This window comes from Dongia sp. agr-C8, from assembly GCF_054658695.1.
The window spans coordinates 397,672-410,536 of the sequence record NZ_BAAGHZ010000001.1; the positions used below are offsets into that span (position 1 = coordinate 397,672).

Consider the following 12,865-nt stretch of genomic DNA (forward strand, 5'->3'; position numbering starts at 1 on the left):
CATGTGCGGCATCGTCGGCATCATCGGCAAAGCGGAAGTGGCGCCGCTGCTCTACGACGGCTTGAAGCGCCTGGAATACCGCGGCTATGACTCCGCCGGCATCGCGACATTGGTCGACGGCAAGATCGAGCGCCGCCGCGCCGAGGGCAAGCTCGGCAATCTCGAGGCGCGGCTCAAGGCGGCGCCCTTGCCCGGCGTCATCGGCATCGCCCATACCCGCTGGGCGACGCACGGGCGGCCCAACGAGACCAATGCCCATCCGCACGCGACCGAACGCGTGGCGCTGGTGCACAACGGCATCATCGAGAATTTCCAGGAGCTGCGCGACGAGCTCGCCGCCGCCGGCCGCAAGTTCGAGACCGAGACCGACACCGAGGCGGTGGCGCATCTCCTGACCCATTATCTCAACCAGGGCCTCGATCCGGAGGCCGCGATGGCGAAGATGATGCCGCGGCTGCACGGCGCCTTCTCCCTCGCGATCCTGATCGCCGACCGGCCGGACATCATGATCGGCGCGCGGCGCGGCAGCCCGCTCGCGGTCGGCTATGGCGACGGCGAGATGTATCTGGGCTCCGACGCGATGGCGCTGGCGCCCTACACCGACCGCATCTGCTATCTGCACGAGGACGACTGGGTCATCATCTCGCGCGACACCGCCACGATCTACAACGACGGCCGCCGCGTGAACCGCGAGGTCAAGAAGACCGCGCTCTCCGGCGCGCTCATCGGCAAGGGCAACCACGCCCATTTCATGATGAAGGAGATCGCCGAGCAGCCGGCGGTGATCGGCGACACGCTGCATGCCTTCGTCAACCCGCTGAAGCGCCGGGTCGAGCTGCCGCCGCTCCCGATCGATCTGGCCAAGATCTCGAAGCTCACGATCGTCGCCTGTGGTACCGCCTATCTCGCCGGTTTCGTCGCCAAATACTGGCTGGAGCGGATCGCGCGCCTGCCGGTCGAGCTCGACGTTGCCTCGGAATTCCGCTACCGCGAAGCGCCGATGGACAAGGACGGCGCGACGCTGGTCATCTCGCAATCCGGCGAGACCGCCGACACCTTGGCGGCGCTGAAATACGCCAAGGCCCAGGGCCAGAAGGTGATCGCTGTCCTCAACGTGCCGGAGAGCACGATCGGCCGCGAATCCGACGCGGTGCTGCACACGCTGGCCGGCCCGGAGATCGGCGTCGCCTCGACCAAGGCCTTCACCACGCAGCTGGTGGTGCTGGCGGCGCTGGCGATCGCGACCGCGCGTGCCCGCGGTGCCATCGACGAAAAGCGCGAGGCCGAGCTCTCGACCGCGCTGACCGAAGTCCCCGCCCGGGCCGCCGAGGTGCTGAACCACGACGCCCGCTTGAAGGAGATCGCGCTCAAGGTCGCCGAATGCCGCGACGTTCTCTTCCTCGGCCGCGGCACCAGCTATCCGATCGCGCTCGAGGGTGCCTTGAAGCTGAAGGAGATCTCCTACATTCACGCCGAAGGCTATGCCGCCGGTGAGATGAAGCACGGGCCGATCGCGCTGATCGACGACAGCGTGCCGGTGATCGTGGTCGCCCCCAGCGACGATCTCTTCGAGAAGACCGCCAGCAACCTCCAGGAAGTCCGCGCCCGCGGCGGCCGCGTGATCTTCTTCTCCGACAAGCCCGGCATCGCCAAATTGGGCGACAAGGCGATGGCGGCGATCGAGCTCCCGACCGTCGATCCTTTCGTCGCCCCGATCCTCTACGCCATCCCGGTGCAATTGCTCGCCTACCACGCCGCGGTCGCCAAGGGCACCGATGTCGACCAGCCGCGCAACCTGGCGAAGAGCGTCACGGTGGAGTGATCAGGCCGCAGGACGTTTGTCGCAGTTGTTTTTGGCTTTGCTTTGCAAGCCCAGAGGATCACCCGGTAGTGGTGGCTCGGCGATTGCGATGTCTTTAAAGCTGCTGCTCTGGTCGAAGCGCAAGATGAGCCCGCCGTCGTCCCGGCGATAGGTTGATGCGCAGTGTTCTTTCACATAGCTCGGCGCGTCATACGCGAAACAGGTCTTCTGGCCTTCGATGCGCCAGCGACCAACTTTTATGGCACCCTTATCGCTATAGATCGCGATTCCATTCGCGCAGTAGTATTCGGCCCAAGAGTCGCCACCGAGTGTAGGCCCGGTTAAGGTGTTCTTGGCGAAGAGTGATCGCAACTCGGCCGGATCGACAAGCAATCGGCCCGGGGCAGTTTCTTGTGCTGTTGCCCAGCCGTGGCTGAGCAGAGGACCCGCAACCGTGATCGCCACAGCGGCCAACTTCAAAAGAGACAAACGTCGCTGAAGTGAATTGTCGCCCATGACGCCATCATTAGCAGATCACGATCTGAGCGACTACCCCGTGAGCGCAGCGATGCGGCAGCACTGGAGTAAGCGGTCTGATGCGCCCGGCCTCACCCATCTCGCCGGCCATCTCTGCGTTCTTGGTGTGACCGGCGCCGGCATCTGGCTGACGCGCGAGACGTTCTGGATCTGGCCGGCGATGTGGCTGCACGGCATCATCCTCATCTTCCTCTTCACGCCGCTGCATGAATGCATCCACCGCACCGCCTTCAAGACCCGCGCGCTGAACGAAGGCGTCTCTTTCATCTTCGGCGTGCTCATCCTCCTGCCTCGGGAATATTTCCGCGCCTTCCATTTCGCGCATCATCGCTTCACCCAGGATCCGGCCAAGGATCCCGAGCTCGCCGCGCCCAAGCCGGCCAATCTCCTTCAATGGTTCTGGCATGTGAGCGGCATGCCCTATTGGATCGCGCAAGTCCGCGGCACGATCGCCCATGCGCTCGGCCGCGCCCCGGAGAGCTTCTACAAAGATGAGCGCCAGCGTCACGCCGTGATCCTCGAGGCGCGGGTCGTGCTCGCACTCTATGCCGCCGTGCTCATCGCCTCACTTGCGACCGGCAGCAGCGTCGCGCTGATCTATTGGGTCATTCCAGCGCTGCTCGGCCAGCCGGCTCTGCGGCTCTACCTGATGGCCGAGCACGGCCTCTGCCCGCTGGTGCCGGACATGCTGGAAAACACCCGCACCACCTACACCAACGGCCTGATGCGCGCGCTGGCCTGGAACATGCCCTATCACGCCGAGCATCACGCCTATCCCGCGGTGCCGTTCCACCGCCTGCCCGAGGTCAACCGCGCGATCGCCGGGCGGCTCAAGGTCACCGCGCCCGGCTATATCGACGTGCAGCGGCAGATCCTGCAGTCCTATCGGCGCTGACTTGCCGCGGCCATCCCCGCTGTCTAGCCTGTCGCGTCGGTCCAACGCTTCAGGTTCCTCATGCCGTTCCGGACAATTGGATTTGCCCTCGCGCTGCTGCTGGCGCTTCCGTCCGCAGCCTCGGCCGCCGACGGCTTGCGCGCGGCGGTCAGCCGGCTCGGCGGCAAGGATTGCCCGGACAGCGCGCTCACCTGCGTCGATCTTGCCGTGCCGGTCGATCGCAGCCGACCGGGAACCAACCGGACGATCATGGTCCGGTTCGCGGTCAGCTTCGCCAGCAGTAAGAGCAAAGGCGTCCTGTTCTATGCCGTGGGCGGGCCGGGCGGCAGCGGCCTGGCGGTCGCGGACAGTTACCTGGCCAGTTTCGACAAGCGCCTCTCGGAAGAGATGGACGTCGTGTTCTTCGACCAGCGCGGCGTCGGTCCGTTGAACGGCATCGCCTGCCCGAAGGCCGGGCTCGCCTTCGACAGCACGACCTTCGCGCTCGACCGGCCGGAGGAGGCGGTCGCCGCGGCGAAGCGCTTCGCCGAATCCTGCGCGGCCGAGACGCCCCATGCCGAGCTCTTGCCGCATCTGTCGACCGACGACGCGGTCCAGGATCTCGAGGAGTTCCGCAAGGCGATCGGCAATCCCAGGATCTGGCTCTACGGCGAGAGCTATGGCACGCAGTTCGCGCAGGTCTATGCCGCGCGCTATCCGCAGGCCTTGAGCGGACTGATCCTCGACGGCGTGGTCGATCTCACCCGCGATGCAAGGGCCTTCTACGGCGGCGACGTGCGCGCCGCCGAGAAGCTGCTGGCGAAGACCTTCGCCGCCTGCGACGCCGCGGCCGAATGCCATGCCGATATGGGCGCGGCGGCCGGCCAGGTCTACGACGCATTGGCCGCGAAGCTGGCGGCGTCACCGCAGCCCGTAGACTATCCGCTGGCCAGTGGCCGCTTCGCTAGGCGTGACATGACCCTGGCGGTTCTCGAGACCAATGCCTTCTATGCGCTCTACGGCACCGACAGCCGCATGAGCTTCCTGCGCGCCCTGGCCGCGTCGACCAAGGGCAACTTCGTGCCGCTGCTGCGGCTCGGCTATGACAATCTCGGCGTCGATCCGGAGATCGCCGAGCCGGCCGACGATCCCACCTGGTATGGCGGCGCCTATTACGGCATCACCTGTCCCGACTACGGCGATGCCGGCCAGGACCCGGTGCGGCAGACGCAGGAGATCCTCGACGAGGCGCGCGCGCTGGCGCCGGAGGCGCCGCGCCTCATCCGCGACTTCTATGCCGAGCGGCTGGCCTGCAGCTTCTGGCCGGTGCCGGGACGCGCGGAGCGGCCCGCCGCCTTCGCCGGCGGCGATTACCCGACCCTGGTGCTGAATTCCGACAGCGATCCCGCGACGCCGGTCGACAACGGCTATGCGGTCTTCGATCGCGCGAAGAACGCCTATATGGTGACGATGCAGGGCGGACCGCATGTGATCTGGGGCCGCGGCCTCGCCTGTCCGGACCGCATCGTCTTCGGCCTGCTGCTGGACGGCCGCAAGCCGGAGAAGCGCGAGCAGCTCTGCCGCCAAGACTTCCTCGACGCCTATGTGCCGCTGACCGCGGCCCAGACCGGCGACGCCTTCGGCCTCGCCCAGGCGATCGAGGCCGAGCTCGCGCAATCGCGCGACCTCGCCAACTGGGACGCCTATAGCGAGCTCACCTTCGGCTGCGACTTCGGCGGCACGCTGACCGTCAATGCCGCGCGCAGCGGCGTCGAGTACAGCTTCGAATCCTGCGCCTTCTGGCCGGGACTCAAAGTCAGCGGCAGCGGCGTCGCGATCGATGCCGACGACGGCACGCGGCCAGATGGCCTCACCCTCGACTTGAACATCTCCGGCGGGCACAGGGGCGCCATCGTCTATCGCCATGACAGCACGACCGAGGCGCGCAGCCTCAGCGGGACGTTCGACGGCAAGGACGCCTCGACGCCGCGCCCCCTGCCTTAGACCGAGGGCTCCAGCGCGCAGCCATGCAGCGCGCGCTCTTCGAGATGGTGGGGATCGCCCGGCTCCGGCGGGCCGCTCAGGAAGGTCAGCGGCCGGCCGGCATCATCGGTGCCGCTGAAGGCGAGCGCGCCGTCGGACCGGCCGAACATGTCGAAGCAGCGCGGTAGCTGATAGTCGTTGTACTCGTAGGCGAAGCAGACCTTGCCACCCTGGGTCCACCATTTGCCGAGATTGATGCCGCCGAACTCGTAGAGGCTGCGTCCGGTGTCGCAATAGAACTCGGCCCAGCTCTCGCCGGTCTCCTTCAGCACGCCGCTCAAGGTGTTGCCGGCCATCCGGCTGGTGATCTCGGCGGGACTGGTGATCGGTTCCCCCAGCGGCTGCGCATCATCGGCCGCCGCCGGCAAGGCTATCAGCAGCAGGGCGGCGACGGCCGCGGCGCGCGTCGCCCGCGGCATGGCATCAGACCCCGACGCAGGGACTCTTTTCGCCGATCGCCAGGTTGGCGGTGTTGCCATGCTCGACCTTCAGGCTGAACGAGGCGAGGTAGGTGGAGCCGTCGTCGGAGATCGCGACGAACTGCACGCTGCCGTCCGGCCGCACGAACAGGATGAAGCAGTTCGACGCGCCGTTGCGATAATTGGGATAGGCGTAGCAGACCTGCCCATCCTGCACCCACCACTTGCCGGGATAGGTGCAGCCCTTCTCCCAATAGGCGGTGCGGCCGTCGGCCAGGTGGTATTCGATCCAGTTCTCGCCGTCGTAGTAGCGGCCGTAGATGGTGAGCTCGTCCAGCTTCGACCGGATGGCGTCGGGATCGGTCACTTCGACCGCGTCGGTGGCGAGGTCGCCGGGCAATCCGTTCGGCGCCGCGGCCGGAGGCGGTGCGCCCTCCGGCCCGAAATCGCCATCCGCGAAGGCCAGAACCGGACCCAGCACCTGCACGCCCATCGCCAAGGCCACCGCGAAGGCGGCCGATCGAACCAAACCTGAAGAGAACGTCACCCGGGTCAGCTCCTGGGGCCAAGACGGAATCATTATGTCCTTGAATCTATTGACCCGGCGGTGATCCGGGTCAAGCCGCGCGATGCGCGGCCGCGAAAATACCGCATTCTCCGACCGCCAATGTCGCTGGGATGCGACAACCTGTTGCAACACCGCAATTTATTCGATGACAGCCGGGCTTTTGCCGCTATTGTTCGGCCGAAAGATGCGCGGGGAGGGAATGCTGGACGATATCGATCGCGTGCTGCTGCAGATCCTGCAGCGAGACGGTCAGGTCTCCTATGCCGAGCTGGGTTCGAATGTCGGGCTCTCGGCCTCGGCCGTCAACGACCGGCTGAAGCGCCTCAAGGCCAAGGGCATCCTGAAGCGGATCACCGCCGAAGTATCGCCGGCGGCGCTCGGCCGCGAGTTCCTGGTCTTCATCCTGATCGAGCTCGGCGACTTGAAACAGGAGCCCGAGTTCCTGAAGCGGATGCGGGAACGGCCCGAAGTGCTCGAATGCCACCACGTCGCGGGCGACTACTCCTATCTGCTGAAACTGCGGCTGACCGGCACCGGGCATCTGGAGCGATTCCTCTCGGAGCAGGTTAAATCGATCGACGGCATCCAGCGCACCCATTCCATCATCGCGCTCTCCTCCGCCAAGGAGACCCGCGAGATCGACACCTCGGTACCCAGCAGCGGTCAATGATCGAACACCTTCTTGCGAACATCTGGATGCTCGTGAAGGGCGCCGGCATCGGCTTCGCCGTCGCTGCCCCGGTCGGCCCGATCGGCATGCTCTGCATCCGCACCACCCTGGAGCGCGGCCGGATCGCCGGCTTCGCCGCCGGCCTGGGCGCCGCGGTCGCCGATGCGATCTACGGCGCGATCGGCGTGCTCGGCGTGACGGCGATCAGCGGCGTCATCGAAGCCCAGCGCTTCTGGCTGGAGCTCGGCGGCGGCATCTTCGTGATCGGCTTCGGCATCCATCTCGGGCTGACCAAGCCCAATATCCAGAACGGCACCGACGAAATTCCGATCAGCCTCTGGGCCGATTTCGTGAAGACCCTGGTGCTGACGCTCGCCAACCCGGCGACCATCCTGACCTTCATGGCGATTTTCGCCGGCGTGCCCGGCGCCGGCGCCGCCAGCATGTCGGCGGTCCCGATCATCGTGCTGGGCGTGCTCCTGGGCTCGGCCGCCTGGTGGCTGTTCCTGAGCCAGGGGGTGGGCGTCATCCGGCACAAGATCTCCGAGCAGGCCCTGACCTGGATGAACTGGGCGGCAGGCGCCTTGCTGGTGGCCTTCGGCGTCTACACGCTCGGCCATCTGCTCTTGCAATGGCCGGCTTGATCTGCGATTTTCCGGCCCGATTTTCCGCGATTTTCCTTGAGAAATTAGAGCTTTCAGCCATGTCCCTCGACCAGAAGCAGGTGAAGCATATCGCGACCTTGGCGCGCATCCGCGTGGAGGACGCCGAGCTGCCCGGCCTCGTCAACGAGTTGAACGGCATCATGACCTGGATCGAGCAGCTGAACGAGGTCGACGTGACCGGCGTCGAGCCGATGGCCGGGGTGCAGAGCCGCGACCTGCCGCGCCGCGCCGACGTGATCGATGACGGCGGCGATCCGGAAAAGGTGCTGAAGAACGCGCCCGACGCCACGCATGGCTTCTTCGTCGTGCCGAAGGTGGTCGAATAATGACCGACCTCAACCACCTCACCATCGCCGGTGCGCTCGACGGGTTGGCCAAGAAGGAGTTCACCGCCTTCGAGCTGACCATGGCCTGCCTCGCACAGATGGAGCAGCACCGCGACCTCAACGCCTTCATCACCGAGACCAAGGAACGGGCGCTGGCCATGGCGATGGCCTCCGACGTCCGCCGCGCCAGCGGCCAGAAGCTGGGTTCCATGGAGGGCGTGCCGCTCGCGATCAAGGACCTCTTTTGCACCGAAGGCGTGCTGACCACCGCCGGCTCGCACATCCTGGACGGCTTCCACCCGACCTATGAATCGACCGTCTCCGCCAATCTCTGGAAGCAGGGCGCGGTGATGCTGGGCAAGGTGAACATGGACGAGTTCGCCATGGGCTCCAGCAACGGCACCTCCTATCACGGCCCGGTCACCAATCCCTGGCGCCGCAAAGGCGACAACACGCGGCTGGTGCCCGGCGGTTCCTCCGGCGGCTCGGCGACTGCGGTCGCGGCGCGCATGGCGCTGGCGGCGACCGGCACCGATACCGGCGGCTCGATCCGCCAGCCCGCCGCCTTCACCGGCATCGTCGGCCTGAAGCCGACCTATGGCCGCTGCTCACGCTGGGGCATCGTCGCCTTCGCCTCGTCGCTCGACCAGGCGGGGCCCATGTGCCGCACCGTCGAGGACACCGCGATCATGCTGGGCGCGATGGCCGGCCACGATCCGAAGGATTCGACCTCGGTCGATATCCCGGTGCCCGATTACCGCAAGGCGGTCGAGGGCGGGGTCAAGGGCCTCAAGGTCGGCGTGCCGAAGGAATATCGCCTCGACGGCCTTTCGCCGGAGATCGCGAAGCTCTGGGACCAGGGCGTCGCCTGGCTGAAGGAGCAGGGTGCGGAGATCAAGGAGATCACCCTCCCGCATACCAAATACGCGCTGCCGGTCTATTACATCATCGCCCCGGCCGAGGCCTCGTCCAACCTCGCGCGCTATGACGGCGTGCGCTTCGGCCTGCGCGTGCCGGGCGAAAGCCTCGATGACATGTACGAGCTCACGAGAGCGGCCGGCTTCGGCAAGGAAGTGCGCCGCCGCGTCATGATCGGCACCTACGTGCTCTCCGCCGGCTATTACGACGCCTATTATCTCCGGGCGCAGCGCATCCGCGCGCTGATCCTCAAGGACTTCACCGACGCCTTCAAGGATGTGGATGTGGTGCTGACCCCGTCCACGCCCAGCGCCGCCTTCGGCCTCGAGGAGAAGTTCGACGATCCGGTGGCGATGTATCTGAACGACGTCTTCACCGTGACCGTGAACCTCGCCGGCCTGCCCGGTATCTCGGTGCCGGCCGGCCTCGACAGCCGCGGCCTGCCGCTCGGCCTGCAGCTGATCGGCCGCGCCTTTGACGAAGAGACGGTGCTGCGCGCCGGCCGCGCCATCGAGCGCGCCGCGAACTTCACCGCGAAGCCGGAGGGCTTCTAATGAGAGACATCCCTGTCGACGAGAAGAACCTGATCGAAGGCAAGACCGGCAAGTGGGAGGTCATCCTCGGCCTCGAGGTCCATGCCCAGGTGATCTCGAAGTCGAAGCTGTTCTCCGGCGCCGCCACCGCCTTCGGCGCCGAGCCCAACACCCAGGTCAGCCTGGTCGATGCCGGATTCCCCGGCATGCTGCCGGTGATCAACGAGGTCTGCATCGAGCAGGCGGTGAAGACCGGCCTCGGTCTCAATGCCAAGATCAACCTGAAATCGGTGTTCGACCGGAAGAACTATTTCTACGCCGATCTGCCGGCCGGCTATCAGATCAGCCAGTACACCCAGCCGATCGTCGGCGAGGGCACCATCATCCTCGACCTGCCCGAGGGCCGGCGGCGCGAGGTCGGCATCACCCGGCTGCATCTCGAGCAGGACGCCGGCAAGAGCCTGCACGACCAGCACCCGACCAAGACCTATGTCGACCTGAACCGCGCCGGCGTCGCGCTGATGGAGATCGTCTCCGAGCCCGACATGCGCAACTCGGAAGAGGCCGCCGCCTACTTGCGCAAGCTGCGCTCGATCCTGCGCTATCTCGGCACCTGCGACGGCAATATGGACGAAGGTTCCATGCGCTGCGACGTCAACGTCTCGGTGCGCAGGCCCGGCAGCGAGTTGGGCACGCGCTGCGAGATCAAGAACGTGAACTCGATCCGCTTCGTCGCCGCCGCGATCGAATACGAGGCGCGCCGCCAGATCGAGGTGATCGAGGAGGGCGGCACGATCAAGCAGGAGACCCGCCTCTGGGACACCAACAAGGGCGTCACGCGCTCGATGCGCTCGAAGGAGCATGCGCATGACTACCGCTATTTCCCGGATCCCGACCTGCTGCCGCTGAAGCTAGACGCCGCCTGGGTCGAATCGCTGAAGCAGCATCTGCCGGAACTCCCGGATCCGAAGCGTGCCCGCTTCATCCAGGAGTTCGGGCTCTCGGACTACGACGCCGGTGTGCTGGTCGCGGAGAAGGAAACCGCCGACTATTACGAACAGGCCGCGAAAGGCCGCGATCCGAAGCTCACCGCCAACTGGGTGATCTCGGAACTGTTCGGTGTGCTGAACAAGTCCGGCAAGGCGATCACCGAGAGCCCGATCTCGGCGCAGCATCTGGGCGAGCTGGTCGGCCTCATCCAGGACAACACCATCTCCGGCCGCATCGCCAAGGACGTCTTCGCCGCGATGTACGAGACCGGCAAGGCGCCGGCTGCGATCGTCGAGGAGAAGGGCCTGAAGCAGGTGACCGACACCGGCGCGATCGACACCGCGATCGACGACATCCTGGCGAAGAACGCCGACAAGGTCGCCGAATACCGTTCGGGCAAGGACAAGCTGTTCGGCTTCTTCGTCGGCCAGGTGATGAAGGCGACCGGCGGCAAGGCCAACCCGGCGATGCTCAACGAACGCCTGAAGGCGAAGCTCAGCGGCTGACGCCGCGGCTCGTCTGATGCTTCTCAAGCCGCGGCAAGCCCCTCACCCCAGCCCTCTCCCTACTGGAGAGGGAGGTTTCTGAAGGCTGCTGCAACAGCGTTCCCTCGCCCGTAGGGAGAGGGACAGGGTGAGGGCCTTGAAGCTGCGTGAGGCCTCGCCGGCACAATACAAGGAGCCCCCGATGCAAAAGCGCAACCTCGGCAAACTCGAAGTCTCCGCGATCGGCCTCGGCTGCATGGGCCTCTCGCACGCCTATGGCCCGGCCGTGGAGAAGAGCGCGGGCATCGCCTTCCTGCGCGCCGCGGTGGAGCGCGGCGTCACCCTGTTCGACACGGCGGAAATCTACGGCCCCTTCACCAACGAGGAGCTGGTCGGCGAAGCCCTGGCGCCGGTACGCGGCCAGGTCGCGATCGCGACCAAGTTCGGCTTCAACCCCGACCCGAAGACCGGCAAGGGCCAAGGCCTGAACAGCCGTCCCGAGCACATCCGCGCGGTGGTCGAGGCCTCGCTGAAGCGCCTGCGGACCGACGTGATCGATCTCCTCTACCAGCACCGCGTCGATCCCAATGTACCGATCGAGGACGTCGCCGGCGCGGTGAAGGACCTTATCGCGGCCGGCAAGGTCAAGCATTTCGGCCTCTCCGAGGCCGGCGCCAACACCATCCGTCGCGCCCATGCGGTCCAGCCGGTCAGCGCGTTGCAGAGCGAATATTCGCTGTGGTGGCGCGAACCGGAAGAATCCGTGTTCCCGACCCTGGAGGAGCTCGGCATCGGCTTCGTGCCGTTCAGTCCGCTGGGCCGCGGCTTCCTGGTCGGCTCGGTCGATGCCAACACCAGCTTCAGCGCGGGCGATTTCCGCAACACCCTGCCGCGCTTCTCCGCCGAGGCGCGCAAGGCCAACCAGGGGATCGCCGACAAGGTCGCCGAACTCGCGAAAGCCAAGCGCGTGACGCCGGCGCAGATCGCGCTGGCCTGGATCCTGGCGCGCAAGCCCTGGATCGTGCCAATCCCCGGCACCACCAAGCTGCACCGGCTGGAGGAGAATGTCGGCGCCGCTGCGGTCTCGCTTTTGTCCGCGGACTTGGCCGAGATCGACCTGGCCGTGGCCGCCATCCCGGTCCAGGGCGACCGCTATGCCGAGGCGATGCAGAAGCAAATCGACCGGTAAGGCGCTTACTCTCCGTCTGCTCTAAACTTAGCTCGTCATGGTCCGCGAAGGCGGACCATCCACGAGTTTGCATCCACCGTAAGAGAGCAAGCTTGCCAACCCGCTATCCCGGCAGCCAATCAAAGAGATCGTCCCATTCCGCATTATCCTTGTTGATCAGCCGCACCTTCCAAGCGCGGTTCCAAGTCTTCAATCGCTTTTCCCGAGCTATGGCCAGCGGCATGGTGGCATGTGCTTCAACATAGACCAGACGATGTAATCGGTATTCCTGGGTAAACTCACTGCCGACACCACGCCGATGATCAAAGCAGCGCCGCGCCAAATTGGCGGTTACGCCGATGTACAGCGTCCCATTCTTGCAGTTTGTCATGATGTAGACCCAAGCAGTCATTTATCTCGACCAAACTCGTGGATGGTCCGCCTTCGCGGACCATGACGATTCAAGCGAGTGAGCGGGGAAGAGAGTTGCGTCACCCGCCCGGGTAATAGCCCATCCGCCGCACCCGCGGCTTCGGCTCGCGCAAGAGCTGGGTGTTCAGCACCGGCTGGTAGCGCGCGACCAGGTCGCGCTCCTGCACGCGCCGCACCCGTGGCCCGTCGGCGTTGAGATTGACCAGCACATGGGTGCAGCCCAGGCGCTGTGCCGCCGGCCATTGGGTGTGCGTCCGCATGCGGGAGAGCAGGTTCGCCGTCTCGCCGATATAGACGATCTGCCAGGCGCCATTCTCGTCAAGATGCGCAAAGGCGTAGTTCGCCGGATCGGGATGCCAGCCGGACTCGGCGAAGGGGTAGGGGGTGAAGAAGTATTCGATCCCGGAAGCTCCGGTCAGAAAGACACCGCTCATCG

14 protein-coding genes are annotated in these 12,865 nt (G+C 65.8%); 9 read left to right on the forward strand and 5 right to left on the reverse strand.

From position 1 onward, the window contains the following. Position 1: 1 nt before the first annotated feature. On the forward strand, positions 2-1,822 hold the full coding sequence (gene glmS / locus ACYQ4T_RS01725; protein WP_459850275.1) for a glutamine--fructose-6-phosphate transaminase (isomerizing): 1,821 nt from the start codon (positions 2-4) through the stop codon (positions 1,820-1,822). Here glmS and ACYQ4T_RS01730 read toward each other — a convergent pair whose 3' ends face one another. Further along, entirely contained in the window at positions 1,823-2,317 is a 495-nt protein-coding gene (locus ACYQ4T_RS01730; protein ID WP_459850277.1) for a hypothetical protein, read from the reverse strand. Between the two features lie 40 nt (positions 2,318-2,357). On the opposite strand from ACYQ4T_RS01730, the gene ACYQ4T_RS01735 reads away from it, so the two are divergent. Both ACYQ4T_RS01735 and ACYQ4T_RS01740 read left to right on the forward strand, forming a co-directional pair. Beyond that, entirely contained in the window at positions 2,358-3,233 is an 876-nt protein-coding gene (locus tag ACYQ4T_RS01735; protein WP_459850278.1) for a fatty acid desaturase, read from the forward strand. Positions 3,234-3,293: 60 nt separating this feature from the next. Then, on the forward strand, positions 3,294-5,216 hold the full coding sequence (locus ACYQ4T_RS01740; protein ID WP_459850280.1) for an alpha/beta fold hydrolase: 1,923 nt from the start codon (positions 3,294-3,296) through the stop codon (positions 5,214-5,216). On the opposite strand, the gene ACYQ4T_RS01745 is transcribed toward ACYQ4T_RS01740, so the two are convergent. After that, entirely contained in the window at positions 5,213-5,674 is a 462-nt protein-coding gene (locus tag ACYQ4T_RS01745) for a hypothetical protein (RefSeq protein ID WP_459850282.1), read from the reverse strand. The genes ACYQ4T_RS01740 and ACYQ4T_RS01745 overlap by 4 nt on opposite strands. Before the next feature lie 4 nt (positions 5,675-5,678). After that, positions 5,679-6,221, reverse strand: a complete 543-nt coding sequence (locus ACYQ4T_RS01750; protein ID WP_459850284.1) for a hypothetical protein — start codon at positions 6,219-6,221, stop codon at positions 5,679-5,681. A 220-nt stretch (positions 6,222-6,441) separates the two neighbouring features. Between ACYQ4T_RS01750 and ACYQ4T_RS01755 the strand changes: the two genes are divergently transcribed. The 6 genes from ACYQ4T_RS01755 (at position 6,442) to ACYQ4T_RS01780 (ending at position 12,018) form a co-directional block, all read left to right on the forward strand. Further along, positions 6,442-6,912, forward strand: a complete 471-nt coding sequence (locus ACYQ4T_RS01755; RefSeq protein WP_459850286.1) for an Lrp/AsnC family transcriptional regulator — start codon at positions 6,442-6,444, stop codon at positions 6,910-6,912. Beyond that, on the forward strand, positions 6,909-7,556 hold the full coding sequence (locus tag ACYQ4T_RS01760) for a LysE family translocator (protein ID WP_459850288.1): 648 nt from the start codon (positions 6,909-6,911) through the stop codon (positions 7,554-7,556). Before ACYQ4T_RS01755 ends, ACYQ4T_RS01760 begins: the two co-directional genes overlap by 4 nt. A 59-nt stretch (positions 7,557-7,615) precedes the next feature. Beyond that, the gene (gatC, locus tag ACYQ4T_RS01765) at positions 7,616-7,903 is read left to right on the forward strand and encodes an Asp-tRNA(Asn)/Glu-tRNA(Gln) amidotransferase subunit GatC (protein WP_459850290.1); all 288 of its coding nucleotides are present in this window, start codon (positions 7,616-7,618) and stop codon (positions 7,901-7,903) included. Continuing rightward, positions 7,903-9,375 (forward strand): Asp-tRNA(Asn)/Glu-tRNA(Gln) amidotransferase subunit GatA, encoded by a 1,473-nt coding sequence (gene gatA, locus ACYQ4T_RS01770; RefSeq protein ID WP_459850292.1) that lies wholly within the window; start codon positions 7,903-7,905, stop codon positions 9,373-9,375. Before gatC ends, gatA begins: the two co-directional genes overlap by 1 nt. Beyond that, positions 9,375-10,850, forward strand: a complete 1,476-nt coding sequence (gene gatB, locus ACYQ4T_RS01775; RefSeq protein ID WP_459850294.1) for an Asp-tRNA(Asn)/Glu-tRNA(Gln) amidotransferase subunit GatB — start codon at positions 9,375-9,377, stop codon at positions 10,848-10,850. Before gatA ends, gatB begins: the two co-directional genes overlap by 1 nt. Before the next feature lie 181 nt (positions 10,851-11,031). After that, complete coding sequence (locus ACYQ4T_RS01780) at positions 11,032-12,018, forward strand: aldo/keto reductase (RefSeq protein WP_459850296.1); 987 nt, start codon at positions 11,032-11,034, stop codon at positions 12,016-12,018. A gap of 103 nt (positions 12,019-12,121) precedes the next feature. Here the strand turns inward: ACYQ4T_RS01780 and ACYQ4T_RS01785 are convergent, their stop codons facing one another. Both ACYQ4T_RS01785 and ACYQ4T_RS01790 read right to left on the reverse strand, forming a co-directional pair. Next, positions 12,122-12,409 carry a GIY-YIG nuclease family protein gene (locus tag ACYQ4T_RS01785; RefSeq protein ID WP_459850298.1) on the reverse strand — a complete coding sequence of 96 codons (288 nt, stop codon included), beginning with the start codon at positions 12,407-12,409 and terminating at the stop codon, positions 12,122-12,124. Positions 12,410-12,488: 79 nt separating this feature from the next. Continuing rightward, on the reverse strand, positions 12,489-12,863 hold the full coding sequence (locus ACYQ4T_RS01790; RefSeq protein ID WP_459850299.1) for a hypothetical protein: 375 nt from the start codon (positions 12,861-12,863) through the stop codon (positions 12,489-12,491). Positions 12,864-12,865 lie beyond the last annotated feature (2 nt).

What these genes read in the sequence shown, in the direction of transcription:
- gatC (WP_459850290.1), top strand. Translation starts at nt 7,616, where the DNA reads ATGTCCCTCGACCAGAAGCAGGTGAAGCATATCGCGACCTTGGCGCGC.
- ACYQ4T_RS01730 (WP_459850277.1), bottom strand. Translation starts at nt 2,317, where the DNA reads ATGGGCGACAATTCACTTCAGCGACGTTTGTCTCTTTTGAAGTTGGCC.
- ACYQ4T_RS01755 (WP_459850286.1), top strand. Translation starts at nt 6,442, where the DNA reads ATGCTGGACGATATCGATCGCGTGCTGCTGCAGATCCTGCAGCGAGAC.
- gatA (WP_459850292.1), top strand. Translation starts at nt 7,903, where the DNA reads ATGACCGACCTCAACCACCTCACCATCGCCGGTGCGCTCGACGGGTTG.
- ACYQ4T_RS01740 (WP_459850280.1), top strand. Translation starts at nt 3,294, where the DNA reads ATGCCGTTCCGGACAATTGGATTTGCCCTCGCGCTGCTGCTGGCGCTT.
- ACYQ4T_RS01780 (WP_459850296.1), top strand. Translation starts at nt 11,032, where the DNA reads ATGCAAAAGCGCAACCTCGGCAAACTCGAAGTCTCCGCGATCGGCCTC.
- ACYQ4T_RS01760 (WP_459850288.1), top strand. Translation starts at nt 6,909, where the DNA reads ATGATCGAACACCTTCTTGCGAACATCTGGATGCTCGTGAAGGGCGCC.
- ACYQ4T_RS01785 (WP_459850298.1), bottom strand. Translation starts at nt 12,409, where the DNA reads ATGACTGCTTGGGTCTACATCATGACAAACTGCAAGAATGGGACGCTG.
- gatB (WP_459850294.1), top strand. Translation starts at nt 9,375, where the DNA reads ATGAGAGACATCCCTGTCGACGAGAAGAACCTGATCGAAGGCAAGACC.
- ACYQ4T_RS01790 (WP_459850299.1), bottom strand. Translation starts at nt 12,863, where the DNA reads ATGAGCGGTGTCTTTCTGACCGGAGCTTCCGGGATCGAATACTTCTTC.
- glmS (WP_459850275.1), top strand. Translation starts at nt 2, where the DNA reads ATGTGCGGCATCGTCGGCATCATCGGCAAAGCGGAAGTGGCGCCGCTG.
- ACYQ4T_RS01745 (WP_459850282.1), bottom strand. Translation starts at nt 5,674, where the DNA reads ATGCCGCGGGCGACGCGCGCCGCGGCCGTCGCCGCCCTGCTGCTGATA.